A 25,590-nucleotide genomic window follows, 5' to 3' on the forward strand; every position below is an offset into this window, starting at 1 on the left:
TGGCCTGGCACGAGGTCTGTCTCGGCGCCTATACCGGCCACAACCTGCCGGACGGCATGGAGCCGGGCCTGAAAGAAGGGGCGTTCTACGATCCGACCAACTTCACCTTCCCGGCCGGCTGCTACATCTGCGAGGTCGAGGTCGACCCCGATACGGGAACGACCGAGATCATCCAGTTCGTTGCCGCCGACGATTTCGGCCGGGTGATCAACCCGATGATCGTCGAGGGTCAGGTGCATGGCGGGCTGGCGCAAGGGATCGGTCAGGCGCTTCTGGAAGGGGCCCATTACGACGAGACCGGCCAGTTGGTGACGGCGTCCTACATGGACTACGCCATGCCGCGCGCCTGGGACCTGCCGATGTTCCAGGTCTCGACCACCGAGACCCTGTGTCCCGGCAATCCGCTCGGCATGAAGGGTTGCGGCGAGGCCGGCGCGATCGGCTCGCCACCGGCGGTGATCAACGCCATCACCGACGCGATCGGCAACAACGACCTGACCATGCCGGCGACACCGCAGAAGGTCTGGAAGGCGCTTCACGCGGTCGCCTGACAACACGACGAACCGCCCGGTGGCAGGGGCCGCCGGGAAAACTTTCGGGGCGCCGAGCCCCGTTTCGATCCGAACCATCGCGCCGCGCGGTCCATCCGCGATATCCGGACCCGGCGCCAGAGGGAGCAGAACCGATGTACGAGACCCATTACCATCGCCCCACCTCGATCGACGCGGCCGTCAAGCTGGTCGGTGAAGCCGGCGGCGAGGGCAAGTTCCTCGCCGGCGGCATGACGCTGATCCCCACCATGAAACAGCGGCTCGCCGCACCCTCCGACCTCGTCGATCTTCGCCATATCGCCGAGCTGAAAGGCATCACGGTGAACGGCAAGTCGATCCGGATCGGCGGCGGCATGACCCATGCCGAGATCGCCGACCATGAGGGCTTGAAGGCCGCCTGTCACGGCTTCGCCGAACTCGCCGGCCTGATCGGTGATATCGCTGTCCGCCACATGGGCACGATCGGCGGCTCGGTCGCGAATTACGATCCGGCGGCCGATTATCCCGCCGCCCTGAAGGCGCTCGGCGCGACGATCCAAACCAACAAGCGCGAGATTGCGGCCGACGACTTCTTCCTCGGCCTGTTCGAGACGGCGCTGGACGAGGACGAGATCGTGACGGCGATCTCCTTCGAGGCGCCGGACCAGTGCGCCTACGAAAAGTTCCGCAATCCGGCCTCGCGCTATGCCATGTGCGGCGTTTTCGTCGCCAAGCGCGGCGGCGAGGTGAAGGTCGGTGTCACCGGCGCGAGCATGAGCGGCGCCTTCCGCTGGACCGATGGCGAACAGGCGCTGTCGTCGAACTTCGACGGCTCGGCCGTCGACGGGCTTTCGGTGGACGAGAGCGACATGCTGTCGGATCTGCACGGCACGTCCGCCTATCGCGCCAACCTCGTCAAAATCATCACCAAACGGGCGGTGAACAAGGCCAAGGCCGCGGGCTGACGGCGCAGGGCGCGAGATTTCAGGTCGGCCGGGCGGGCGAGAGCATCCGTCCGGCCTTTTCGCCGCATGGAGGCGGCTGATGGCTGCCGGATCGAGGCTGCGACACTGGGTCTCGCCGATAGGCGCGGAAAGTGGCTGGTGAGAACATTCCATGAACGCTATATGGGCGTCATGGCCAAGACCACCCTCATCGACAAGCTTGCGATTCTGTCCGACGCCGCCAAATACGACGCCTCCTGCGCGTCCAGCGGCTCGACCCGGCGCGATTCGGCCAAGAGCAAGGGCATCGGCTCGACCGAGGGTTCGGGCATCTGCCACGCCTATGCGCCCGACGGGCGGTGCATCTCGCTCTTGAAAATTCTGATGACCAATTTTTGCGTCTATGACTGCGTCTATTGCGTCAACCGCTCGTCTTCCAACGTCCGCCGCGCCCGCTTCACGGTCGAGGAAGCCGTGAAGCTCACGATGGAGTTCTACAAGCGCAACTATATCGAGGGGCTGTTCCTGTCCTCCGGCATCATCCGCAACTCCGACTACACGATGGAGGAGATGGTGCGAATCGCCAGAAAACTGCGCCTGGAGGAGAATTTTTCCGGCTACATCCATCTGAAGACGATCCCCGACGCATCGCCCGCCCTGATCGAGCAAGCCGGGCTGTTCGCGGATCGTCTGTCAATCAATATCGAGCTGCCGACCGACCTGACCCTTGAGGCATTGGCGCCGGAAAAGAAGCCGCGCGACATCCGCCGGTCGATGGGCCATCTGAGGGCGAAGATCGAGGAGCACAAGGGCGAGAGGAAGGACCGGACGAAGCCGCAACGCTTCGCGCCCGGCGGCCAGTCGACCCAGATGATCATCGGCGCCGACGGCTCCGACGACGATGCCATCCTCGGCCGGTCGGAGAATCTCTACGGCAATTACCGCCTCAAGCGGGTCTATTATTCCGCCTTTTCGCCAATCCCCGACGCCTCCAGCCGGCTGCCGCTCGCCAAGCCGCCGCTGATGCGCGAGCACCGCCTGTATCAGGCCGACTGGCTGATGCGCTTTTACGGCTTCGATCGCGGCGAGATCGTCTCCGGCGGCCAGGGCGGCATGCTGGATCTCGCCGTCGACCCCAAGCTCGCCTGGGCGCTCAAGCACCGCGATCTCTTCCCGGTGGACGTCAACCGCGCCGACCGGGAAATGCTGTTGCGCGTGCCGGGCCTCGGCGCCCGCGCGGTCAACCGCATCCTGTCGACCCGCCGCCATCGCACGCTCAGGCTCGACGACGTGGCCCGGCTCTGCCAGTCGATCGCCAAGGTGCGGCCTTTCATCACCGCCCTCGACTGGTCGCCCGGCGCGGCGACGGACAGCGAAGGCCTGCGCGCCACATTCGTACCGAGGCAGAAGGCAATGGCCCAATTGTCGTTGTTCTGAGCTCGATACGCACGAGAGCCGAATTCCGATGTTCTTCGCCCGCCTTGCCTCTCCCGCCGATTTCGACGGCTGGCGCCAGGCGGCTCGCTCGGCGCTATCGCTTGGCATTTCGCCCGAGGAGATGAGCTTCGTCGTCGGCGCCGCGGCGCCGGGCCTGTTCGCCGAAACCTTGCCCGGAGCGCCACGAGATGCGCCACAACCGACGGTTCCAAAGGCGTTTCCGGAGCTCGCGCGAAAACTGGTCTGCCACGCCGAGGAGGATCGGTTCGTCTTCGCCTATCGGTTGTTGTGGCGGCTGCAGACGGAAAGGAAGCTACTCGAGATCGCCTCCGATCCCGATGTCCTTCGCGCGACGGCGATGGAAAAGGCGGTGCGGCGCGACAGCCACAAGATGAAGGCTTTCGTGCGGTTTCGCGAGGTCGAGGACGGCGAGGGCGGCAGGCACTACATCGCCTGGTTCGAGCCGTTCCATCATGTCGTCGAACTGACCGCGCCGTTCTTCGCCCGCCGCTTCGCCGGCATGGTCTGGACGATCCTGACGCCGGAACGTTCGGTCCACTGGGACGGCGCGGAATTGGCCTTTCTGCCCGGCGCGACCAAGGACATGCGTCCGCCCGATGACGACATGGAGGCGCTGTGGCTGACCTATTACGCATCGATCTTCAATCCGGCACGGCTGAAGGTGAAGGCGATGCAGTCGGAGATGCCGAAGAAATACTGGGCCAACATGCCCGAGACGGCGTTGATCAAGCCGCTGATCGAAGGTGCGGAGACGGCTGCGCGCCGGATGCTCGCAACCGCGCCGACGCTGCCGAGTTTCTCCCATCAAAGACGGCAGGAGCGTGAGCGCATGGCCAAGGCAACGCATGACGAGCCGAACCTCGATCTGGAAAGCAGCGCGGATGACGCGCGGCCGGGCAATATCGCCGCCGCGCGGGAACAGGCGCGGCATTGCAAGGCCTGCCCGCTATGGGAGCCGGCGACGCAGACGGTGTTCGGCGAGGGACCGGATGACGCGCCGGTGATCTTCGTCGGCGAGCAGCCGGGCGATCAGGAGGATCTGGCCGGTCAGCCTTTCGTCGGCCCGGCCGGCAAGGTCTTCGACGAGGCGCTGGCGGCGGCCGGCATCGACCGGCGCCAGGCCTACGTCACCAACGCGGTGAAGCACTTCAAATTCGTGCCGCGCGGCAAGCGCCGCATCCACCAGAAACCGAACATGGGAGAGATCAGGGCCTGCCGCTGGTGGCTGGATCTGGAGCGGGAACTGGTCAAGCCGAAGCTGATCGTTGCGCTTGGCGCGACCGCGGCGCAGGCCGTGCTCGGCAAGGCGGTGACCATCCGCGACACCCGCTCGCGGCTGATCGACCTTGATGACGCCACGAAGCTGCTGGTCACCGTCCACCCCTCCTACATCCTTCGGCTTCCCGATAAGGCGGCGCAGGCGCGAGAGAGCGAAGCATTCGATGCCGACATGGCGATGGTGCTGGACTTCCTGCCGGAACTGAAGCTGAGCGCCTGATCAGCCGATCAGTACGCCGCGGATCACCAGGCCCACCAGGCTGACGGCAGCGACCCCGCCCAGCCATAAGATGACGAACCAGCCCAGCCGCTTCCACCACGGTCCGGCAGCGTCCTCCCCCTCTTGAGGGTGGCTCAATGGTAGCCCTCGCCGGGGCGGACCTTGCCGCGGAACACCCAATAGGCATAGCCGGTATAGACCAGGATCATCGGAATCAGGATCGAGGCGCCGACCAGCAGGAATTCCAACGAGGCGTCCGGCGCGGCGGCTTCCCAAATCGTGACGTCGGGCGGAATGATGTTCGGATAGAAACTGATGCCGAGCCCGGCGAAGGCGAGCAGGAAAAGCGCCAGCGCCGACAGGAACGGCCGCGCGTCCTTGCCGGAGCCTAGCGACTGAAACAGGCTGAATGCCGCCAAGGCGGTGAGGATCGGCACCGGCGCGACGTAGAGAATCTGCGGGAAACTGAACCAACGCAGGTAGAATTCTTCCTTCATGAACGGCATCCACAGGCTGACCGCCCCCATCAGCGCCAGCGTGCCGACCCCCGCGAAGTACGCGTAGCGCCGCGCGATGTCGCGCAGCTCTCCCTCGGTCTTCATCACCAGCCAGGTCGCGCCGAGCAGCGCGTAGCCGATGACGACGGCGCCGCCGGTCATCAGCGAGAATGGCGTCAGCCAGTCAAACCAGCCGCCGGCATAGGCGCGGCCGGACACCTCGAGGCCCTGGACCAGCGTGCCGAGGGCGATGCCCTGGCTGAGCGCCGCGACGAACGAACCGATGAAGAACGACACATCCCACAGCCAGCGGCCGCGCACCGTCTTGAACCGATATTCGAAGGCGACGCCCCGGAAGATCAGCGCCAGCAGCATGGCGATGATCGGCGCGTAGATCGCCGGCATGATGATGGCGTAGGCGAGCGGAAAGACCGCGAACAGGCCGCCGCCCCCGAGGACGAGCCAGGTCTCGTTGCCGTCCCAGATCGGCGCGATGGTGTTCATCGCCGTGTCCCGGTTCTCGTTTTCCCGCAGCAAGGGGAATAAGATCCCGGTTCCGAGATCGAAGCCGTCGAGGATGACATAGGCGATCACGGCGAAGGCGATGAGAAATGCCCAGAGAATAGCAAGGTCCATCGTCGTCTCCCTATTCGGCCGGGCTTGCGGCGGAACCGTCTTCGGGATGGGGGGAAGATGCCAGGCCGGCGGCTCTCGTCGGGTGGTCGAGTGCTTCCTCCTCGAAAGGCGTCGGCGGCTTCGACATCAACCGCAGGATGTAGAAGGTGCCGGCGCCGAACAGCAGGAAATAGACGACGATGAAGGCGACGAGCGACGTGCCAACCGCCTCCGCGGCGATCGGAGACACGCTGTCCGTCGTTCGCAGGAGCCCGTAGACCGTGAAGGGCTGCCGGCCGACCTCCGTTGTGATCCAGCCGGCGATGACGGCGACGAAACCCATCGGGCCCATGACGATCATCGCCCGCTGCAGCCAGTGGCTTCGATAGATCGAGCCGAAAACCCGGCGAAACAGCGACCACAGCCCTATCCCCAGCATGGCGAAGCCGATGCCGACCATGAGGCGAAACGACCAGAACACCACGGTCGAATCGGGCCAGTCTTCGCGCGGGAATGCGTCGAGCCCCTTCACTGTGCCGTCGAGCGAGCGTGTCAGGATGAGCGAGCCGAGATAGGGAATGTCGACGGCGTATTTGGTCCTTCCCTCCTCCATGTCGGGAATCCCGAACAGCGTCAGCGGCATCGGCGCGTCGGTATTGGTCTCGAAATGGCCCTCCATCGCGGCAATCTTGGCGGGCTGGTGCTCCAGCGTGTTGAGGCCGTGCTCGTCGCCGGCGATGATCTGCAGCGGCGCGACGATCGTCGCCATCCAGAGCGCCATCGAGAACATCAGCCGCGCGCTGGCGTTGTAGCGGCTGCGCAGCAGATGGAACGCGCCGACCGCGCCGACCACGAAGGCGGTCGTCAAATACGCGGCCAGCACCATGTGAACGAGCCGGTAGGGGAAGGACGGATTGAAGACGATCGCCCACCAGTCCTCAGGGATGAACTGGCCAGCGGCGTTGATCCCATAGCCCGTCGGCGTATGCATCCACGAGTTGACCGAGAGGATCCAGAAGGCGGAAAACAGCGTGCCGAGCGCGACGACGAACGTCGCTGCGAAATGCAATGTCGGGCCGACGCGCTTTTGGCCGAACAGCATGATGCCGAGGAAGCCGGCTTCCAGGAAGAAGGCCGAGAGCACCTCGTAGCCCATCAACGGGCCGAGGATCGGGCCCGTCTTGTCCGAGAACACCGACCAGTTGGTGCCGAACTGGTAACTCATGGTGATGCCCGACACGACGCCCATGCCGAAGCTGATGGCGAAGATCCTCACCCAGTATTTGAACGTATCCATGTAGACCGGCTTGCCGGTCGCCAGCCACAAGCCTTCCAGAACCGCCAGATAGGAGGCGAGCCCGATCGAAAAGGCCGGAAAGATGATGTGGAATGCGATGGTGAAGCCGAACTGAACTCGGGCAAGAAGGACGGGGTCGAAGCCTTCGAACATGGCGCTGCCTTCGGCGGTTCATGCGATCCGTGTGCGTCCAACATAGGCCGCATGCACTGCGGAAGAAGATGATTGCGACGATTTTTGCCGTCCTTCGCTTGCCGTCTTTCCCCGTGTCGCGCCACGACATGGCGGGGGTGTCCGACAGCTTCACCGCTGTTCCGTCCCCCGGCTCGACTGCTATAGAGGCGTCGATCGAGCGAGTGGCAGGGGCGACATGGACCAGAATCGGATGCGGGACGATCTCACCGCGATCTTTCAGCGAGCCGTGGCGGTCGCGCACCCTTCGACCATTCTCGCCGCCCATCTGCCGAAGCCCCCGACCGGAAGGATCGTCATCCTCGCCGCAGGCAAGGCGGCGGCGTCGATGGCGGCGGCGGCCGTCGCGCATTATCGTGACATTCACGGCGTTCCCGACTCCCGCCTGACCGGGATCGCCGTCACCCGCGACGGCTATGCGCTGGATGCCGGGCCGATTCCCGTCGTCGAGGCCGGCCATCCGCTGCCCAACGAAAACGGACTCGCTGCAACCGCGAAGGTTCTCGAACTGGCCGAGGCGGCAGGCGAGGGCGATCTCGTGCTCGCACTGATCTCGGGCGGGGGTTCGGCGAACTGGCTGCTGCCGGCCGTCGGCGTCAGCCTCGCCGACAAGCAGGCCGTGACCAGGGCGCTCTTGAGAAGCGGCGCCGGGATCGGCGAAATCAATTGCGTGCGCAAGCACCTGTCGCGGATCAAGGGCGGCCGGCTCGCCCGCGCATGCGGCGACGCCCGGCTCCTCACCCTGGCGATTTCGGACGTACCGGGCGACGACCCGAGCGTCATCGCGTCCGGACCGACCGTGCCCGATCCGACCACACTCGCCGAGGCGCGGGCGATCATTGCAAAGCGCGGTATCGATCTGCCGCCGTCGTGCCGGGCCGCGCTTGACGATCAGGCGAACGAGTCGCCCAAGCCCGGCGATCCGATCTTCGCGGCGAGCGACTACCGGACCATCGCGACGCCGGCCGCCTCGCTCGAGGCTGCCGAAAGCGCCGCGACCGCGCTCGGCTACACCGTCCACAGCCTTGGCGCGGACGTCGAGGGCGAGGCACGGGATGTGGCTCGACAGCATGCCCGTCTGGCCCTTGAGGCCAAGGCGCGCGGCGAGCGGCTGGCGATCCTGTCCGGCGGGGAACTGACCGTCACGATTCGAGGCGAGGGCCGCGGCGGTCCGAACCAGGAATATGCCCTGGCGCTGGCTGTCGCGCTTAATGGCGAGGCCGGCATCGCGGCGCTGTCCGGCGACACCGACGGCACCGACGGCGGCACCGGCCTTGCCAGCGATCCGGCCGGCGCCTTCGTTGAACCGAACACGCTGGCGCGGGCGAAGGCCGCAGGGCTCGACGCCGAGCAAGCGCTTGCGGACAATGATTCCACCGGGTTTTTCGAGGCGCTGGGCGATCTGTTCGTGCCCGGTCCGACCCACACCAACGTCAATGATTGCCGCATCATCCTCGTCGGATGAGCGGCACTGCAGCGAAACGAGGCCAGCCGTGAAACGCTCGCGCGTCAACGAGATCATCCGCCAGGGCGACGACTTCATCCGCTCCTTCGGCTACGTCATGCCGCCCTTCGCCTATCTCTCGCCATCCGAGATGAAGGCCCGCCGAGACGACCTGTCGGCGATCGTCGAGCGTCGGCTCGGCTGGGACGTCACCGACTACGGCAAGGGCGATTACGACAGGCTCGGCCTGTTCCTGTTCACCGTGCGCAACGGCGCCCACGCCGACCTTCAGGCCGGACGCGGCATGCTCTATGCCGAAAAGATCATGATCTCGCGGCACGACCAGATCTCGCCGATGCATCGCCACATCGTGAAGTCCGAGGACATCATCAATCGCGGCGGCGCGACGCTGGCGCTCGAACTCTTCGAGAGCGCGCCGGACGGGTCGGTCGACGAAGCCGCGGACGTGACTGTCGTTACCGACGGCATTACCCGCAAGCTGCCGGCCGGCGGCGTCCTCAAGCTGTCGCCGGGCGAGAGCGTGACGCTGCTCCCCGGCAACTGGCACGCCTTCTGGGGCGAGGGCGGCGACGTTCTGATCGGCGAGGTTTCGACCGTCAATGACGACCTCACCGACAACATCTTCCGCGAGCCGATCGGCCGTTTTTCCGAGATCGAAGAGGACGAGGACCCGCTGCATCTGCTGGTTTCGGACTATGACAAGTGGCTGTAGCCGGGCGATAGGCAGCGATCGCCTGAGCGATTCTGTGGACATGATGCCGCGTGCCCGACTCCGGAGCGCGGCCGCGTGTTATGGATGACGCCCTGCCGGTTCTCGCTCCCGAGTCGCCCGGCGCGGCACCTCGACGACCACCCCCTGCGGCGAAAAGACTGTTCATGACGATTGCCGTCGATCTCGGCACGACCCAAACCGGCGAACCGGCGGAGCTCGATCTGGAGGAGCTCCTGTCGACGCGCCTGCTGGTGCAGGGCAATTCCGGCTCGGGCAAGTCGCACCTGTTGCGCCGTCTTCTGGAACGCAGCGCCGACTGGGTGCAGCAGGCGATCATCGATCCGGAGGGCGATTTCGTCTCGCTGGCCGAGCGCTACGGCCATGTCGTCGTCGACGCCAACCGCACGCCGGCTGAGCTGACGCGGATCGCGCGACGCATCCGGGAGCATCGCGCCTCGGTGGTGCTCGATCTGGAAGGACTCGACGCGGAGGTGCAGATGATGTGCTCGGCCGCCTTCCTGAACGGGTTGTTCGACGCCGACCGCGCCCATTGGTATCCGATGCTGATCGCTGTCGACGAGGCGCATCTGTTCGCCCCGGCGATGGCCGGCGAACACTCCGAGGAAGCGCGGCGGGCCTCGCTCGGCGCGATGACGAACCTGATGTGCCGGGGGCGCAAGCGCGGCCTTGCCGGCGTCATCGCCACCCAGCGCCTCGCCAAGCTCGCCAAGAACGTCGCGGCGGAAGCCTCGAACTTCCTGATGGGCCGCACCTTCCTCGACATCGACATGGCCCGCGCCGCCGATTTGCTTGGCATGGACCGGCGGGCGGCCGAGCGGTTCCGCGATCTGGAAACCGGCAATTTCGTCGCCCTCGGGCCGGCGCTGTCGCGGCGTCCGGTGCCGATCAAGATCGGTTCGGTCGAGACGGCGGGGCGCAGCGGCCGGCCGTCCTTGATGCCGTTGCCGGAAACGCCGCGCGAGGCGATGGAGGATCTGATCTTCACCGTCAGCGAAGAGGACCGGGCGGCCGAGCGCCAGCGTCCGCAGCGCACGTTTGCCAGCGCGTCGCAGCGTCCCGAGGCGGCGAACGCGCCGATCGCGACCCGCGAACTTCTGGAACGCGTCGCCGCCGCACCGTCGTTGTGCGAGCCGGTCGATGACGATCCGCGCACGGCCGAGGAGCGGGCGGCAGCGGTCGACGCGATCTTCGCAGAAATGCTCGACGACCCCGACGCCGCCTTCCGGCCGGTGCCAGTGCTCTACCAGGATTTTCTCACCCATTGCCGGCTGAAGCGGCTGCGCGGCGCCGAAACCGACATGGCGGCGTTCCGGCGCCGGCTGTCGCTGGCCCGGGCCGGCGTCTCCGTCGAGACCGAGGACGAGGCCTGGCAGGCGGTGGTCGGGCGCGCCGCGGACCTGCCGGAAGAGATGCAGGGCGTCTACATGATGCTCGCCCGCGCCGCCCGCGACGGCGCGGAGTGTCCCTCGGACGAGGCGCTGGCCCGCGCCTATGGCAGCCATTCGCCGTCGCGCGGCCGGTTCCTCCTGAGCTTCATGGACGAACGCGGCCTGATCACCGCCGACGCCGATTTTCGCGGCAACCGGGTGGTGACCATCGCCGGCACCGACTGGCGCACCTGCCTGCCGGAGGTCAAGCTCGACGCGCTGGACGAGGCGCGGGCGCGGCGGGCGGCGCGGCTGGCGCGAAGCTGACGGGTTGCCGCTCGGTGGACGCCGGCCGCAACGAAATGCCAATATCGGGCGCGGCGACCGCATTGATCGCGGCAACCGCCACTGACAGGACATAGGCAGACGTGGCAGAGCAACCGGGCGCTGCGCCTTCGCGGGACATCGAGGGGCGCAAGAGCGATCATCTGGACATCGTGCTCGCCCCCGCGCTCGCGGCGCGGCGGGCGCCGAACGGCTTCGACCGCATCGTCTTCGAGCATGTGGCGCTGCCCGAGATATCTCTCCCCGAGATCGACCTGTCGACCGATTTCCTCGGCCGCCGGCTGAAGGCGCCGCTGCTGATCAGCTCGATGACCGGCGGACCGGCACGCTCGGCCCGGATCAACGCCTATCTCGCCGAGGCGGCCGAAACGCTTGGCATCGCCTTTGCCGTCGGCTCGCAGCGCATCGCGCTCGAGGGGCGCGGCTCGGGCGGTCTCGACCGGTCGCTGCGCGTCCTGGCCCCGAACATTCCGATTCTCGGCAATATCGGCGCGGCGCAGCTGGCGCTCGGATATGGTCCCGACGAGGCGCGCCGGGCGGTCGAGATGATCGACGCCGACGCGCTGATCGTCCATCTCAATCCATTGCAGGAAGCGGTGCAGGCCGGCGGCGACACCGACTGGCGCGGCGTTCTAGCCGCGATCGAGGGGCTGGCGCGGGCGCTGACGGTGCCGGTCGTGGTCAAGGAAGTCGGCGCCGGGATTTCCGGCCGGCTGGCGCGGCGGCTGGTCGATGCCGGCGTCCATGCGATCGACGTCGCCGGCGCGGGCGGGACGAGCTGGGCCGCCGTCGAGGCGGAACGGGCGATGGATGCCGCAACGCGCGAAACCGCGCTGGTGTTTTCCGACTGGGGCATTGCGACACCGCGCGCGATTGCCGACGTGCGCGCCGCCTGCCCGGATACGCTGGTGATCGGCTCGGGCGGGGTGCGCAACGGGCTCGACGCGGCGAAAGCGATCCGGCTCGGCGCCGATCTCGCCGGCCAGGCAGCGGCCTCGCTGGTGAGCGCCGAGCACTCGGCCGAGGCGGTCGTCGCGCATTTTTCCGAAGTGATCCGGCAGCTGCGCATCGCCTGTTTCTCCACCGGCTCGGCCGACCGCGCCGCGCTGCGGGAAGCGGCGCTGCTGGAAGGGTGAGGGGCTTTTCCCCATGCGACAGCGCCTCCGCGCCCGCTCGGGCCGGAGAGTTGGATATTCTGTCCCGCCCTTACGAGCGGCGGGACGCCGGAGGCGAACCCTCCGACTGTTTTACGTCATACGGTTCGCCTCCGGCATCCCGCGCGGTATCTGAGCAACCCTTCGACACGCAAACCCCGCCTTTCTCATGGGCTTGCGCGCGCTGCCGGATCTTCACGCCCCTGGCGGGGGCGTTCAAGTGGACCCAGACCACGGACCCCTCATCAGTGGGGGACGGTCCGGCGGGAGCAAAGGGCCGTCCGGGCCGGCGCTTCTCCGGAAGAAGCCCCGTCGCGGACACCGCACCGCCAGGGATGTCTCCCCTTGGCCCAACGAACGATCCCGGTGATCATTCGCGCCCGTTCCGTGGGCCGGCGGTGAGGGCAGTATGCGGGAGGCGGAAAGGGTGGGGAGAAATTTTTTTGGTGTGATAGCGGTTCGGAGAAAAAGACATGTGAGGAAGCTTGCGTCCGTGAACGATCCGCGTTGCGATCTTCGGCGACCGTCTATTAACTGAGACCATGAATCTCTTCATGGCAGCAGGCATGGATATTCCCTCTTCGGGAAAAGCTGGAACACGGGTTCCCGCGCCCTTGCCGCATATCCCGTTGTTTGCCGAAAAGGTCGTTCAAGCGGCTCTGGCGACCAAGGCCACCGCGCCGACGGACGAACAGATCGCGCTGGCTCGCGATTACGCCAAGCGCGCCGGCAACGCGAAGTTCCGAGCGCAAAAGGAAACCCAGGTTCGCAACGTCTTCTTCGACGAAGTGCTAACCGGACTGCTGGGCTACAAGGGGTTTTCCGCCGAGGCGGAGTACAGCCTCGCCTTCGAGCGCATGCTCCGGCGCAAACCGGTCGACGTGGCGCTGGGGCGGTTCTTTCCCGATGGCGACGGCGATCATGTTCTCGCCCCCTTCGAAATGAAGGGGCCGGATACGCTGGACCTTGACAAGATCATGCCGGGCCGGGGTATCAGCCCGGTCCAGCAAGCCTGGGACTACGCCGCCGACGCGCCCGGCGCCAAATGGGTGCTCGTGTCCAACTGTCTGGAGATCAGGCTCTACCGATTCGGGCGCGGACGCGAAGCCTTCGAGCGGTTCGACCTATCCCGCCTCAACGAGCCGTCCCAACTCGAACGCCTGCTTTTGATGCTCGAAGCGCGGCGTTTGATCGGCGGCGATACCGAGGCGCTGCTACGCGCTTCCGACGACGCGCTGAAGGACGTCACCGATCAACTCTATGTCGACTTCCGGGACTTGCGCGGCCGGCTCGTGGCGTTTCTGACGGATTCCGCCGACGGTCCGAAACTCGTTCGGCAAAAGGCGATCGAGACGGCACAGAAGCTGCTGGACCGGGTGATCTTCATCGCTTTCGCCTGTGGCAACAGGATGTTGCCGCAACATATCTTCACAACGGCCATCGAGCAGCAGAACCATTTCGACCCGAAACCGGTCTGGCAAAATGTCCGCCGTCTGTTCCGCTGGATCGACAAGGGCAACGCCACCAGCAATCCCGCCCTCCACGTCTGGCCGTACAATGGCGGTCTGTTCGCCGAGGACGCGGTTGCCGACCATGTCGTGTTGCCGGACCATCTGGCCGAGGACGTCGCGGGCCTGACCAGATGGGATTACGGCAAGGAAGTCTCGGTCAATGTTCTCGGGCATATCTTCGAGCAGTCGATCGGCGACATTGAAAAGCTGCGCGAGGGCGAGCCGATCGCGGTGTCCCAGCGCAAGCGCGAAGGCGTCGTCTACACCCCCGATCACGTGACGCGGTTCCTCGTCGAGCGCACCATCAGCGAAACACTTGCCGAACGCTTCGCGGACCTTCTGGAAACGCACACGGGGACCCGCGGCCTTCCCGAAAGCGGCGAAGGGCCGTGGCCGGGCGAGGCGGCGGAGCGCCCGTTCTGGCAGGATTACCTCGCGACGCTGCGCGATCTGACGATCGTCGACCCGGCCTGCGGGTCCGGTGCTTTCCTCGTCGCGGCCTTCGACGCGCTGGCGGCCGAATACCGCCGGGTGACGGAGCGCCTCGCCGATCTCGGCGAGGAGCAGGAATTCGACAGCTTCGACGAAATCCTGTCGAAGAATCTGTACGGCGTCGATCTGAACGTCGAATCGGCTGAGATCACCCGGTTGGCATTGTGGCTGAAAACGGCGCGGCAAAACCACCGGCTGGCCAAACTCGACCACACGATCCGCGCCGGCAACAGCCTGATCGACGACGCCACAGCGGCGGACCGGCCGTTCGATTGGCAAACGGCGTTTCCGGAGGTGTTCGACCGCGGCGGGTTCGACATCGTCATCGGCAACCCACCCTATGTGCGGATGGAGCATCTCAAAGCCGTCAAGCCGTGGCTGGCCGAGCATTACACGGTGGCTGACGAGCGCACGGACCTTTCCGCATATTTCTTCGAGAAGGGCGTGCGGCTGCTCAAGACCGGCGGCCGGCTCGGCTACATTTCCACATCGAGCTTCTTTCGTGCCGGATACGGCGAGAGACTGCGGCTGCTGCTCGGCGAATATACCGATCTGGAAACGGTGGTCGATTTCGGCGACGCCCAGATCTTCGAGGGCGTCACCACCTATCCGGCCATCCTGACAATGCGGAAGAAGGCCGAGGTCGGCCCGCCTCAGGGCGAGCTTCGTTTTCTGAACATCGCCGGCACCGCGCCGGGCGATCTCGGCACCGCCTTCGCCGAGGGAGCCATGCCGATGCCGCGCGCCCGGCTCACCGGTGGCTCGTGGCAATTCGAGGATGATTCACTGGCGGCGCTGCGCGACAAGATCGTCGCCGGCCGCAAGACGCTGGGCGAGGTCTATGGCGCGCCTATGCGCGGTATTGTGACCGGTCTCAACGAGGCCTTCGTCATCGATACGGAGACCCGCGACCGGCTGGTCGCCGCCGACGCGAATCGGCGGAACTGCTGAAGCCGTTCCTGAAGGGCGAGAACATCAAGCGCTGGCGGGTCGAGCCGGAAGGGCTGTGGTTGATCAACACGCCGCGCGGCAAGGTGGATATCGATGCCTATCCGGCGGTGCGCGACTGGCTGCTGCCGTTCAATGATCGACTGGAGGCGCGCGCGACGCAACAGGAATGGTGGGAGCTCCAGCAAGCGCAGCTGGCGTATCAGCCGAAATTCGAGGGGCGGAAGATTTCCTATCCGCACTTTCAAAACGAGAGGATGTTCACGGTCGAGGAAACTGGCGCATTCTCAAACGATAAGTCCTACTTCATTCCCGACGCCGACTATCTGCTCCTTGGCTTTTTAAATTCGACTCTGGCGTGGAGCTTTCTAACCTCAATATCACCGGCAGTGCGGAATGGTTGGCACGAATTGCGGGTTCAGTACGTGGAAAAGCTACCGATTGCCGACTTCGGAAAGCGATCAAAAGAACTCGCGGAGCACGCGTTGAACGCTTGCCGAACCGCTCGCTCCCGGTTCGCTAGTCAGAATACCTTTCATCACCGCCTGCTGACGGACCTCGCCACGCCGGGCACGAAGCTCTCGCGCAAGCTGGAGAATTTCCACGAGCTGGACTTTTCGGCCTTCCGCGCCGCGGTGAAGCGGGCGCTGAAGGCCGAGATCGTGCCGAGGGAGCGCGGCGACTGGGAGGCGCTGCACGCCGAGGCGTCGGCCGAAATCCAGCGGCTCTCAGCCGAGATCGCGGCGGCCGAGCGGGAGATCGACCGGCTGGTCTATCAGGCCTTCGACCTGACGGCCGAGGAGATCGCGCTGCTAGAAAAATCGCTGGAAAGACAGGTCTGACGCCGAAGATTACCTCTCCTTCGATGATTTTATCAGGATCGAAATCGGACAGCTCGCCCATCCTACGCCCCCTTACCCCACCGCCAGAATCCCCTCGGCCGGGTAGAGCTTGCCGAGCAGCGGCAGGTGGACCGCGCCGCGCTTGATGAGAAAGTCCTTGAAGGCGGTTTCGGCCGGGGCGGCAATGCGCTCCTGCCGGCAGACCGCGTAGCACTGCCGAGGGATCGGCATCCCACCATCGCGGAACGGGAACTCTGCTCGTGCGTTCCGATGCGCAGATACGCAAAAGAACCAAGGAGTATGACCGTGACCAACGGAATTTCGACTCTCGAAACACTCACCGATACCGCTGTAGACAGCGCTATCGGGTATGAGACAGCCGCCGAGAAGGCCAAGAATCCGGGCCTGAAGCAGACCTTGCGCGAGCAAGCGGCCAAACGCCGCGAGACCGTGCGCATGCTGAACGAGGAAATCCTTCGTCTGGGTGGCGACAGGCGCGAAAAGGGCAGCACTATGGGTGCGGCGCACCGCGCCTTCACCAGCCTGTCGGACGCCTTCCAGGACAGCAACAAGGCGGCGGCGGAACGCGTGGAAGAAGGCGAGGACTACATCGAAAAGAAGTTCCGCGAGGCGCTCGAACGCGCCGATTTCACCCCCGAGACCCGGAGCGTGGTCCAACGCGCCCATGCCGAGATCAGCGCCGGCGAGCGGCTCGCCGACCGGCTGGAAAAGCAGTTCGACTGAAAAAACTCCCCGAAAGCCGGGCTCTGGCGAGGGCTGATCGCCCTTGCCAGAGCCCGCAGGAGCGGCTTCCCGAAAGCGGGTCGGGCGCGTCGCTGACGCCTCCTCAGCCCTCGGCCACCAGCCCCTCGGCCGGGTAGAGCTTGTCCAGCAGCGGCAGATGGGCGGCGCCGCGCTTGATGAGAAACTCCCTGAAGGCGATCTCGGCCGGCGCCGGCATGCGCTCCTTGCGGCCGACCGCGTGCCATTGCCGGCGAATCGGCAGATGCGCCACGTCGAGGATGACCAGCCGCCCCATCTCCACCTCGAAGGCGATGGTGTGGGCCGAAATGAAGGCGATGCCGAGCCCGGCCATCACCGCCTGCTTGATGGTCTCGTTGGAGCCCATCTCGACGCTGACCTCGTCCAGCTCGCCCGGATGGCCGGCGAAGAATCCCTCCAGCGATGCACGGGTGCCGGAGCCCGGCTCGCGAATGATGATCGTCTCCTTCAAGAGCCGCGCCCGGTCGATGTCGTGGGCCTTGGCGAGCGGATGCCCGGGGGCCGCGATCATCACCAGCGGATGGTCGCCGAACACCATCGCGTCGACCGGAAACTCGATCGGCGGCCGCCCCATCAGCGCGATGTCGAGCTGATAGGATTTCAGATCCCGGATGATCTCCAGCCGGTTGCCGACGATCAGCTTGATCTCGATGGCGGGATATTCGCGCCGGAACGCGGCGATCAGGCGGGGCGCGAAATATTTCGCCGTCGACAGGACGCCGAGCCGGATCGTGCCCGAACGCACCCCCTTGATCGCCAGGATCTCGTCGGACAGCGCCCTCAGCGTCGTTTCGATGGCGTTGGCCGCGTCGAGCACGGCCGCGCCGGCCACGGTCAGGCGCATGCCCTCGCGGGTGCGGTCGAACAATGCCAGACCGCAATCGTCTTCCAGCTGCTTTATCTGTAATGTCACCGCCGGCGCCGTCAGGCCGAGGAGACGCGAGGCGGCGGCGATCGTTCCGTGATGGTCGATCGCCTGAACCGATCGCAGCTGTCGCAATGTGAGGTTACGCATGACCGATCCATAGTTTAATTTATCGATCGGGTAAAGATAATGAATTTTACTTAGCGATGAGCGCCATCCAACATCCTTCCAACGACGGGTGAACGGAGCCGCCAAGCTTCGACGTCGCCCAGGAGAAAAACATGCCCTCGTCTCTCGACGCCTATCTCCAGTCCGCCGCAGGCGCGGATCCGACCCGCGAAAAGGTCGCCGAAACGGTGCGCGAGCTCGCCGCCGCCGCGGTCAAGCTGCGCGATATCATTATCGCCGGCGGCGGCGACAATCCCGGCTCATCGCGCGAGGCGACCAACGCCGGCGGCGATGTGCAGAAGGAACTCGACGTCGTCGCCGACCGGGTTTTCCTGGAGGCGGCGAAGGCGTCTGCCATCGCCTTCTACGGTTCGGAGGAACAGGACGAGCCGGTCGCGCTCGATCCGGCCGGCACGCTTGCCCTGGCGATCGATCCGCTCGACGGCTCGTCCAACATCGACACCAATGTCTCGGTCGGAACGATCTTCTCGATCCTGCCGGCCACCGACGAACACAGGGCCGACCCCGCCTCGGTGTTCCGGCAGCCGGGCTCGCGCCAGCTGGGGGCCGGCTTCTTCATCTACGGGCCGCAGCTCCTCTTGGTGCTGTCGCTCGGCAACGGCACCAGCGTGTTCATCTTCTCGCCCGCCGCGGGCGGCTTCGTCGAGCTGAACGGGGCGGCAAGCATCCCCGAGCGGACCAGCGAATTCGCCATCAACGCGTCGAATTACCGGCACTGGGACCCGCAGATCCGCAACTATATCGACGACTGCCTGGCCGGCGCGGAAGGGCCGCGCGAGCGCGAGTTCAACATGCGCTGGATCGCCTCGATGGTCGCCGACGGCTACCGGATTCTGGTGCGCGGCGGCATCTTCCTCTACCCGGGCGACGCCAGGAAGGGCTACGCCAAGGGCCGGCTGCGGCTGGTCTACGAGGCCAATCCGGTCGCCTTCTGTGTCGAGAACGCCGGGGGTCTGGCGACCGACGGCATCAACCGGATTCTGGACATCGTGCCGGAGGGGCTGCATGCCCGCACGCCGCTGGCGTTCGGCTCGCGGCGCGAGGTCGAACGGGTCGGCCGCTACATCGCCGATCCGGCGGCGCTGAGCGAGCGCTCGCCGCTGTTCGGCAAGCGCAGCCTGTTCAGAGCCTGAGCGAAGAAGAGACCCGAGGCGGGGAGTGCTTCGGGTCCGGGAGGAGACGCCAAGACATGTCGGCCAAGCATCCGATCATCGCCATTACCGGCTCGTCCGGCGCCGGCACCACCTCGGTGAAGAACATCTTCGACCAGATCTTCCGCCGCGAGGAGGTGAAGGCCGTGTTCATCGAGGGCGACGCCTTCCACCGCTACGACCGGCAGGCGATGAAGGACAAGATGGCCGAGGAGGAGCGCAGCGGAAACCGCAACTTCTCCCATTTCAGTCCCGAGGCGAACATCCTCGAGAAGTTGCAGGAGGTGTTTTCAGACTATGGCCGCAAGGGCCGCGGCGAGACCCGGCACTACATTCACGACGAGGGTGAGGCGAGGCTCTATGGCGGCGCGCCGGGCACCTTCTCGGACTGGGCGGAGCTGGAGGAGGGCAGCGATCTTCTGTTCTACGAGGGCCTGCACGGCTGCGTGAAGACCGATACGGTCGATCTCGCGCCGCTGGCCGACCTGAAAATCGGCGTCGTGCCGGTGATCAACCTCGAATGGATCCAGAAGATCCACCGCGACAAGGCCTCGCGCGGCTATTCGACGGAGGCGGTGATGGACGTGATCCTGCGCCGCATGCCGGACTATGTGAAATACATCTGCCCGCAATTCGCCCGCACCAACATCAACTTCCAGCGCGTGCCGATCGTCGACACGTCCGACCCGTTCATCGCGCGCTGGATTCCGACGGCGGACGAATCGATGATCGTCATCCGTTTCGCCAATCCGCGCGGCATCGACTTTCCGTATCTGTTGTCGATGATCCCCGGCAGCTTCATGTCGCGCGCCAATTCCATCGTCGCCCCGGGCAACAAGCTCGACATCGCCATGCAACTCATCCTGACGCCGCTGATCCTGCAGCTGATGGAAAGAAAGCGCCGCGCGTCCTGAGCGCCGCTCGACGGGATCGCCCGCCGACCAGGACCGACCGGCCCAATCAAGGAGACCAGACCCTCATGGCCAAGATCACCCTCCGCCAGCTTCTCGATCACGCCGCCGAGAACGACTACGGCGTCCCCGCCTTCAACATCAACAATATGGAGCAGGGGCTGGCGATCATGGAGGCCGCCGCAAAGTGCGACGCGCCGGTGATCATGCAGGCCTCGCGCGGGGCGCGCTCCTACGCCAAGGACATCATGCTGTCGAAGATGATGGACGCGCTGGTCGAGATGTTTCCGCAGATCCCGGTCTGCATCCATCAGGACCACGGCAACAACGAGCAGACCTGTCTCTCCGCCATCTGCCACGGCTTCACCTCGGTGATGATGGACGGTTCGCTGGAAGCCGACATGACGACGCCCGCCTCTTACGACTACAATGTCGAGATCACCGAGCGGGTGACGCGGATGGCCCATTGGGTGGGCGCCTCGGTCGAGGGCGAACTCGGCGTGCTCGGCTCGCTGGAGACCGGCGAGGGCGAGAAGGAGGACGGCGTCGGCTTCGAGGGCAAGCTGGAGACCGACCAGCTTCTGACCGACCCGGAGCAGGCCGTCGACTTCGTCCGCCGGACCAAGGTCGATGCACTGGCCATTGCCATGGGTACCGCGCACGGCGCGTATAAATTCACCCGCAAGCCCGACGGCGAGATCCTCGCCATGCACATCATCGAGGCGATCCACCAGAAGCTGCCGAACACCCATCTGGTCATGCACGGCTCGTCCTCGGTGCCCGAGGATCTGCAGGCGATCATCAACAAATACGGCGGCAAGATGCGCGAGACCTACGGCGTACCGGTCGAGGAGATCGTCCGCGGCATCAGGCACGGCGTCCGCAAGGTCAATATCGACACCGACTGCCGCATGGCGATGACCGGCCAGTTCCGCCGGGTCGCGATGGAAAAACCGGAGGAGTTCGATCCGCGCAAGTTCCTGGTGCCGGCGATGGAGGCGTTGAAGACGCTCTGCCGCGACCGCTACGAGCGCTTCGGCTGCGCCGGACAGGCCGGCAAGATCCGGCCGCTGCCGCTCGACGAAATGGCCGCGCGCTACGCCAAGGGCGAACTCGAACCGCGCATCGCAATGCGCCAGGCCGCCGAGTAGGGCGGGCCCGCCGCCCGACCGGTTAGCCGGCCGGGCAGCAAACGAACCGGGACAAAGCCGAATCAGAACGGCGCGGGGCACTCCTCGCGGCGAACGGAGAAGCCGTGCCGAAATTTGCCGAACCGGCGATGGCACGCAACCAGGGATCCAGGAAGGAGAGCGCTATGCAACAGGCCTCACAGACCATCAAGGGCAAGGACCGCTACAAGTCCGGCGTCATGGAATACCGCAAGATGGGCTATTGGGAGCCCGACTACGAGCCGAAGGAAACCGACGTCATCGCCTGTTTCCGGATCATTCCCCAGGACGGTGTCGATCCGATCGAGGCGGCCGCGGCCGTGGCGGGCGAAAGCTCCACCGCCACATGGACCGTGGTGTGGACCGACCGGCTGACGGCGGCGGAAAAGTACCGCGCCAAGGCGTATCGCGTCGACCAGGTGCCGAACACCGAGGATCAGTATTTCGCCTATATCGCCTACGATCTCGACCTGTTCGAGTCCGGCTCGATCGCCAATTTGACCGCGTCGATCATCGGCAACGTCTTCGGCTTCAAGCCGCTGAAGGGCCTTCGGCTCGAGGACATGCGGCTGCCGACGGCCTATGTGAAGACCTTCCAGGGGCCGGCGACCGGCATCGTCGTCGAGCGCGAGCGCCTCGACAAGTTCGGCCGGCCGCTGCTCGGCGCGACGGTGAAGCCGAAGCTCGGCCTTTCCGGCCGCAATTACGGCCGCGTCGTCTACGAGGCGCTGAAGGGTGGACTAGACTTCACCAAGGACGACGAGAACATCAACTCGCAGCCCTTCATGGATTGGCGGGAGCGCTTCCTCTACTGCATGGAGGCGGTCAACAAGGCACAGGCCGCCACCGGCGAGATCAAGGGCAGCTATCTCAACGTCACCGCCGCGACGATGGAGGACATGTACGAGCGCGCCGAGTTCGCCAAGGAACTCGGATCGAGCATCATCATGATCGATCTCGTCATCGGCTGGACGGCGATCCAGTCGATGGCCAAATGGGCGCGCCGCAACAACATGATCCTGCATCTGCACCGCGCCGGCCATTCGACCTATACGCGCCAGAAGACCCACGGCGTGTCCTTCCGCGTCATCGCCAAATGGTCGCGTCTGGCCGGTGTCGACCACATCCATGCCGGCACGGTCGTCGGCAAGCTGGAGGGCGATCCGGCCACGACCAAGGGCTATTACGACATCTGCCGCGACGAGTTCACGCCGCAAAAGCTGGAAAACGGCATCTTCTTCGATCAGCCCTGGGCCTCGCTCAACAAGGTGATGCCGGTCGCCTCCGGCGGCATCCACGCCGGCCAGATGCACCAGCTGCTCGACCTTCTGGGCGAGGATGTGGTGCTGCAGTTCGGCGGCGGCACCATCGGCCACCCGATGGGCATCGCGGCCGGCGCCACGGCCAACCGCGTGGCGCTGGAGTGCATGATCCTCGCCCGCAACGAGGGTCGCGACATCGTCAACGAGGGGCCTGATATCCTCAACGAGGCGGCCAAGAGCTGCACGCCGCTGAAGCAGGCGCTCGATACCTGGAAGGACGTGACCTTCAACTACACCTCGACCGACTCGCCCGATTATCAGGTGACGGCGACGGCTTCGGCCTGAGCCGCCCAGGGCGGAGCGTGCCTCCTCTTCCGCGCTCCGCCCGTCATCATTCCCTCACAACGGCCGCCCCGGCGCGCAGCGCCGCCCGCCGCCAGACTAAGGAACTCGATCCATGCGCATCACCCAGGGAGCCTTTTCGTTCCTGCCCGACCTCACCGACCAGCAGATCACCGCACAGGTGCAATACTGTCTCGACAATGGCTGGGCGGTGAATCTGGAATACACCGACGACCCGCATCCCCGGAACACCTATTGGGACATGTGGGGCCATCCGATGTTCGACATCGCCGACGCGGCCGGCGTCATGATGGAGCTGACGGCGTGCCGCAAGGCCTATGGCGACCGCTACATCCGCATGTCGGCCTTCGATTCCACCCATGGCTGGGAATCGGTGAAGCTCAGCTTCATCGTCAACCGGCCGAAGGAAGAGCCCGGTTTCCGCCTGCGCCGGCAGGAGATGGAAGGCCGCAACATCCGCTACACCACCGAGACCTACGCGACCGACAAGCCGGAAGGCGAGCGGTACTCGGGCTGAGACATCACGCCGCCATCGTCATTCCCGACCTGGCGGTCGAGGATGACGAAGCGCCGGATCGAGCGGCCGTTCTGCAAGGAGCGGGCTGCCGCAACGGACAAGTCCGAGGCACAAAGCCGGGCAAACGGGAGGTCACCCAATGAGCTCCCTCGACGAATTGAACAAAGGCGGAAAGTCCGACCGCGAGACCGCGCCCTCGACGATGACGGCGGAGCCGCAAGCGGCCACGATCGGGGACGCCGCGGCTGAAGCCGCGCCCACCACCGTCGACCTCAAGCGCGAATACGAGGACGCCGGCGTCAGCGACGTGCTGGAGGAACTCGACCGCGATCTCATCGGGCTGGCGCCGGTGAAGAAGCGGATTCGCGAGACCGCGGCGCTGCTTCTGGTCGAGCGGGCCCGCCGCCGGCTTGGCCTCGCCCACGAGACGCCGACGCTGCACATGAGCTTCACCGGCAATCCCGGCACCGGCAAGACGACGGTGGCGATGAAGATGGCGAACCTCCTCCATCGCCTCGGCTACATCCGCAAGGGCCATCTCGTCTCGGTCACCCGCGACGATCTCGTCGGCCAATATATCGGCCACACCGCGCCGAAGACGAAGGACATCCTCAAGAAGGCGATGGGGGGCGTCCTTTTCATCGACGAGGCCTATTACCTCTACCGGCCGGAGAACGAGCGCGACTACGGCCAGGAAGCGATCGAGATCCTGCTGCAGGTGATGGAGAACCAGCGCGACGATCTGGTCGTCATCCTTGCCGGCTACGCCGACCGGATGGACACATTCTTCGAATCGAATCCGGGGTTTCGCTCGCGCATCGCCCACCACATCGACTTCCCCGACTATTCCGACGACGAGCTCCTGCGCATTTCGGTCGGCATGCTGGAGCGGCAGAACTATCACCTCAGCAACGAGGCGAAGGCGGTGCTGGCGCGCTATATCGCGCGGCGCCGGGCGCAGCCGCATTTCGCCAATGCCCGTTCGATCCGCAACGCGCTCGACCGGGCGCGGCTCAGGCAGGCCAACCGGCTGTTCGAAAACGCCAAGGGTCCCTTGAACGCCGAGGCGCTTTCGCGCATCGAGGCGGAAGACATTTCCGCCAGCCGCGTCTTCGACGACCCGCCCGGCCGCGACGACGACAGCATGCAGGAGACCCCATGACCAAGCCCGTCATCATCGCCCCCTCGATCCTCTCGTCCGACTTCTCGCGCCTCGGCGAGGAGATCGCGGCCGTCGACAAGGCCGGCGCCGACTGGATCCATCTCGACGTGATGGACGGCCATTACGTGCCGAACATCACCTTCGGCCCGCCGGTGATCCAGGCTGTGCGCGGCGCATCGAACAAGGTGTTCGACTGCCATTTGATGATCGAGCCGTGCGACCCGTATCTGGAAGCCTTCGCCGAAGCCGGCTGCGACATCATCACGGTGCATGCCGAGGCGACGACGCATCTCGACCGCTCGCTGCAGGCGATCCGCGCGCTCGGCAAGAAGGCCGGCGTCTCGCTCAACCCGGCGACGCCGGAAAGCGTCATCCAATACGTGCTCGACCGGCTCGACCTCGTCCTTCTGATGACGGTCAATCCGGGTTTCGGCGGCCAGGCCTTCATCCCCTCCGTGGTCGACAAGGTGCGGCGGGTGAAGGCGATGATCGGCGACCGCGACATCCATATCGAGATCGACGGCGGCGTGACGCCTCAGACGGCGCCGCTGGTGGTCGAGGCCGGTGCCGACGTGCTGGTCGCCGGCTCTGCGGTTTTCAAGGGTGGTACCCAGGAGAGCTACGCGGAGAACATCAAGGCGATACGGGATGCGGCGGGAGAATGACGACCATCAAGAGATGACGCGCCGGCAATTCACCTAGCTTCTGCGCCGCGCCTCGACATAGCTGCGCAAGACCGCGTTCATCCGGGTCAGATGGCCCTTGCCTTGCGCCTTGAAGAAATCCAGCACATCGGCATCGACCCGCAGATGCACCGACTTCTTGGGCTCCGGCTGAACGATTTTCGCCTTGTCCCAGAAATCCTGGCCGAGGTCCGGAGCTTCCGGCGCATCAGCTTTCGTTCGGCCCTTTCGTCCCCGCAGATCGCCGAGCGATACTCTTGTCGTAGCGGTCTCGGTCATGTCTGCCCGCCTTTCTCGCCGAAATGAGGCGTCTTGTTCCGTTTCGAAATGTGTAGATCACGACGTCATGCTGGCCGTCGCGCCGCCCGATGGAGCGAATTCGGATTTCACCATAGTCCGCGCGATCGTCTATCGCTTCGACGGTCGGTCCGGCGAAGATCTGCGCGGCATCGATGAAATCGACACCGTGCTTATCGAGATTGGACTCAGCCTTCGCATCATCCCATTCGAATTCGATGGATGGACCCTCCGCCGAAGCCTGGATGATACACGAATTGTGTACCCATCCGCAAGCGTCGCACTCCTCCCGCCCTTGATGCGATCCGCCGAGACTCCTAGACCTATTCTTGAGAACGGCCCGACGTAAT

The 25,590-nt window shown here is 65.4% G+C and carries 26 protein-coding genes; 19 read left to right on the forward strand and 7 right to left on the reverse strand.

Annotated features, from left to right (window positions below; genetic code table 11):
• The 4 genes from MJ956_RS04320 to MJ956_RS04335 all read left to right on the forward strand — a co-directional run.
• Nucleotides 1-551 (forward strand): xanthine dehydrogenase family protein molybdopterin-binding subunit (locus MJ956_RS04320; RefSeq protein ID WP_253963249.1); only part of this gene is annotated, 551 nt, incomplete at its 5' end.
• A gap of 134 nt (nucleotides 552-685) precedes the next feature.
• Entirely contained in the window at nucleotides 686-1,495 is an 810-nt protein-coding gene (locus tag MJ956_RS04325; RefSeq protein ID WP_253963250.1) for an FAD binding domain-containing protein, read from the forward strand.
• A 171-nt stretch (nucleotides 1,496-1,666) separates the two neighbouring features.
• Nucleotides 1,667-2,911 carry a putative DNA modification/repair radical SAM protein gene (locus MJ956_RS04330; RefSeq protein ID WP_253963296.1) on the forward strand — a complete coding sequence of 415 codons (1,245 nt, stop codon included), beginning with the start codon at nucleotides 1,667-1,669 and terminating at the stop codon, nucleotides 2,909-2,911.
• Between the two features lie 28 nt (nucleotides 2,912-2,939).
• The gene (locus MJ956_RS04335; RefSeq protein WP_253963251.1) at nucleotides 2,940-4,430 is read left to right on the forward strand and encodes a UdgX family uracil-DNA binding protein; all 1,491 of its coding nucleotides are present in this window, start codon (nucleotides 2,940-2,942) and stop codon (nucleotides 4,428-4,430) included.
• Here the strand turns inward: MJ956_RS04335 and MJ956_RS04340 are convergent, their stop codons facing one another.
• Genes MJ956_RS04340 through MJ956_RS04350 form a run of 3 tightly spaced genes read right to left on the reverse strand, consistent with a single transcriptional unit; the run spans nucleotide 4,431 to nucleotide 6,992 of the window.
• Entirely contained in the window at nucleotides 4,431-4,568 is a 138-nt protein-coding gene (locus MJ956_RS04340) for a DUF2474 family protein (RefSeq protein WP_253963252.1), read from the reverse strand.
• A complete protein-coding gene (gene cydB, locus MJ956_RS04345; protein WP_253963253.1) occupies nucleotides 4,565-5,563 on the reverse strand; it encodes a cytochrome d ubiquinol oxidase subunit II in 999 nt (332 codons plus the stop codon). Before cydB ends, MJ956_RS04340 begins: the two co-directional genes overlap by 4 nt.
• A gap of 10 nt (nucleotides 5,564-5,573) precedes the next feature.
• A complete protein-coding gene (locus MJ956_RS04350; RefSeq protein WP_253963254.1) occupies nucleotides 5,574-6,992 on the reverse strand; it encodes a cytochrome ubiquinol oxidase subunit I in 1,419 nt (472 codons plus the stop codon).
• A 217-nt stretch (nucleotides 6,993-7,209) separates the two neighbouring features.
• On the opposite strand from MJ956_RS04350, the gene MJ956_RS04355 reads away from it, so the two are divergent.
• The 6 genes from MJ956_RS04355 to MJ956_RS04380 all read left to right on the forward strand — a co-directional run bounded on the left by MJ956_RS04355 (nucleotide 7,210) and on the right by MJ956_RS04380 (nucleotide 15,888).
• Complete coding sequence (locus MJ956_RS04355) at nucleotides 7,210-8,496, forward strand: glycerate kinase type-2 family protein (protein WP_253963255.1); 1,287 nt, start codon at nucleotides 7,210-7,212, stop codon at nucleotides 8,494-8,496.
• Between the two features lie 28 nt (nucleotides 8,497-8,524).
• A complete protein-coding gene (locus MJ956_RS04360; RefSeq protein WP_253963256.1) occupies nucleotides 8,525-9,208 on the forward strand; it encodes a D-lyxose/D-mannose family sugar isomerase in 684 nt (227 codons plus the stop codon).
• A gap of 164 nt (nucleotides 9,209-9,372) precedes the next feature.
• A complete protein-coding gene (locus MJ956_RS04365) occupies nucleotides 9,373-10,923 on the forward strand; it encodes an ATP-binding protein (RefSeq protein WP_253963257.1) in 1,551 nt (516 codons plus the stop codon).
• A 101-nt stretch (nucleotides 10,924-11,024) separates the two neighbouring features.
• Nucleotides 11,025-12,077, forward strand: a complete 1,053-nt coding sequence (gene fni / locus MJ956_RS04370) for a type 2 isopentenyl-diphosphate Delta-isomerase (RefSeq protein WP_253963258.1) — start codon at nucleotides 11,025-11,027, stop codon at nucleotides 12,075-12,077.
• A 572-nt stretch (nucleotides 12,078-12,649) separates the two neighbouring features.
• Entirely contained in the window at nucleotides 12,650-15,049 is a 2,400-nt protein-coding gene (locus tag MJ956_RS04375; RefSeq protein ID WP_253963259.1) for an Eco57I restriction-modification methylase domain-containing protein, read from the forward strand.
• Between the two features lie 8 nt (nucleotides 15,050-15,057).
• A complete protein-coding gene (locus MJ956_RS04380; protein WP_256477732.1) occupies nucleotides 15,058-15,888 on the forward strand; it encodes a TaqI-like C-terminal specificity domain-containing protein in 831 nt (276 codons plus the stop codon).
• 72 nt (nucleotides 15,889-15,960) lie between these two features.
• On the opposite strand, the gene MJ956_RS04385 is transcribed toward MJ956_RS04380, so the two are convergent.
• Nucleotides 15,961-16,119: a hypothetical protein gene (locus tag MJ956_RS04385; protein ID WP_253963261.1), complete on the reverse strand. Its 159-nt coding sequence runs from the start codon at nucleotides 16,117-16,119 to the stop codon at nucleotides 15,961-15,963.
• A 75-nt stretch (nucleotides 16,120-16,194) separates the two neighbouring features.
• Between MJ956_RS04385 and MJ956_RS04390 the strand changes: the two genes are divergently transcribed.
• A complete protein-coding gene (locus MJ956_RS04390) occupies nucleotides 16,195-16,632 on the forward strand; it encodes a ferritin-like domain-containing protein (protein ID WP_253963262.1) in 438 nt (145 codons plus the stop codon).
• 103 nt (nucleotides 16,633-16,735) lie between these two features.
• Here MJ956_RS04390 and MJ956_RS04395 read toward each other — a convergent pair whose 3' ends face one another.
• Nucleotides 16,736-17,686: a LysR family transcriptional regulator gene (locus MJ956_RS04395; RefSeq protein ID WP_253963263.1), complete on the reverse strand. Its 951-nt coding sequence runs from the start codon at nucleotides 17,684-17,686 to the stop codon at nucleotides 16,736-16,738.
• A gap of 131 nt (nucleotides 17,687-17,817) precedes the next feature.
• On the opposite strand from MJ956_RS04395, the gene MJ956_RS04400 reads away from it, so the two are divergent.
• From MJ956_RS04400 to rpe, 7 genes are all read left to right on the forward strand, one after another.
• Nucleotides 17,818-18,858: a class 1 fructose-bisphosphatase gene (locus MJ956_RS04400; RefSeq protein ID WP_253963264.1), complete on the forward strand. Its 1,041-nt coding sequence runs from the start codon at nucleotides 17,818-17,820 to the stop codon at nucleotides 18,856-18,858.
• Between the two features lie 56 nt (nucleotides 18,859-18,914).
• Nucleotides 18,915-19,790 carry a phosphoribulokinase gene (locus tag MJ956_RS04405; protein ID WP_253963265.1) on the forward strand — a complete coding sequence of 292 codons (876 nt, stop codon included), beginning with the start codon at nucleotides 18,915-18,917 and terminating at the stop codon, nucleotides 19,788-19,790.
• A 65-nt stretch (nucleotides 19,791-19,855) separates the two neighbouring features.
• Nucleotides 19,856-20,938: a class II fructose-bisphosphate aldolase gene (gene fba / locus MJ956_RS04410; RefSeq protein ID WP_253963266.1), complete on the forward strand. Its 1,083-nt coding sequence runs from the start codon at nucleotides 19,856-19,858 to the stop codon at nucleotides 20,936-20,938.
• A 164-nt stretch (nucleotides 20,939-21,102) separates the two neighbouring features.
• Nucleotides 21,103-22,563: a form I ribulose bisphosphate carboxylase large subunit gene (locus tag MJ956_RS04415; RefSeq protein WP_253963267.1), complete on the forward strand. Its 1,461-nt coding sequence runs from the start codon at nucleotides 21,103-21,105 to the stop codon at nucleotides 22,561-22,563.
• Between the two features lie 112 nt (nucleotides 22,564-22,675).
• Nucleotides 22,676-23,098 carry a ribulose bisphosphate carboxylase small subunit gene (locus MJ956_RS04420; RefSeq protein ID WP_253963268.1) on the forward strand — a complete coding sequence of 141 codons (423 nt, stop codon included), beginning with the start codon at nucleotides 22,676-22,678 and terminating at the stop codon, nucleotides 23,096-23,098.
• Between the two features lie 202 nt (nucleotides 23,099-23,300).
• The gene (gene cbbX / locus MJ956_RS04425) at nucleotides 23,301-24,260 is read left to right on the forward strand and encodes a CbbX protein (protein WP_253963297.1); all 960 of its coding nucleotides are present in this window, start codon (nucleotides 23,301-23,303) and stop codon (nucleotides 24,258-24,260) included.
• On the forward strand, nucleotides 24,257-24,925 hold the full coding sequence (rpe, locus tag MJ956_RS04430; RefSeq protein ID WP_253963269.1) for a ribulose-phosphate 3-epimerase: 669 nt from the start codon (nucleotides 24,257-24,259) through the stop codon (nucleotides 24,923-24,925). The genes cbbX and rpe overlap by 4 nt, the downstream gene beginning before the upstream one ends.
• A 33-nt stretch (nucleotides 24,926-24,958) precedes the next feature.
• Here rpe and MJ956_RS04435 read toward each other — a convergent pair whose 3' ends face one another.
• Both MJ956_RS04435 and MJ956_RS18870 read right to left on the reverse strand, forming a co-directional pair.
• The gene (locus tag MJ956_RS04435) at nucleotides 24,959-25,222 is read right to left on the reverse strand and encodes a BrnA antitoxin family protein (protein WP_253963270.1); all 264 of its coding nucleotides are present in this window, start codon (nucleotides 25,220-25,222) and stop codon (nucleotides 24,959-24,961) included.
• Nucleotides 25,152-25,397, reverse strand: a complete 246-nt coding sequence (locus MJ956_RS18870) for a BrnT family toxin (RefSeq protein WP_253963298.1) — start codon at nucleotides 25,395-25,397, stop codon at nucleotides 25,152-25,154. The genes MJ956_RS04435 and MJ956_RS18870 overlap by 71 nt, the downstream gene beginning before the upstream one ends.
• Here MJ956_RS18870 and MJ956_RS18875 point away from each other — a divergent pair.
• Nucleotides 25,290-25,589, forward strand: a complete 300-nt coding sequence (locus MJ956_RS18875) for a hypothetical protein (protein WP_253963301.1) — start codon at nucleotides 25,290-25,292, stop codon at nucleotides 25,587-25,589. The two genes, MJ956_RS18870 and MJ956_RS18875, sit on opposite strands and share 108 nt — an antisense overlap.
• Nucleotide 25,590 lies beyond the last annotated feature (1 nt).

The organism is Aurantimonas marianensis, from assembly GCF_024195285.1.
Taxonomy (GTDB): Bacteria; Pseudomonadota; Alphaproteobacteria; order Rhizobiales; family Rhizobiaceae; genus Aurantimonas; species Aurantimonas marianensis.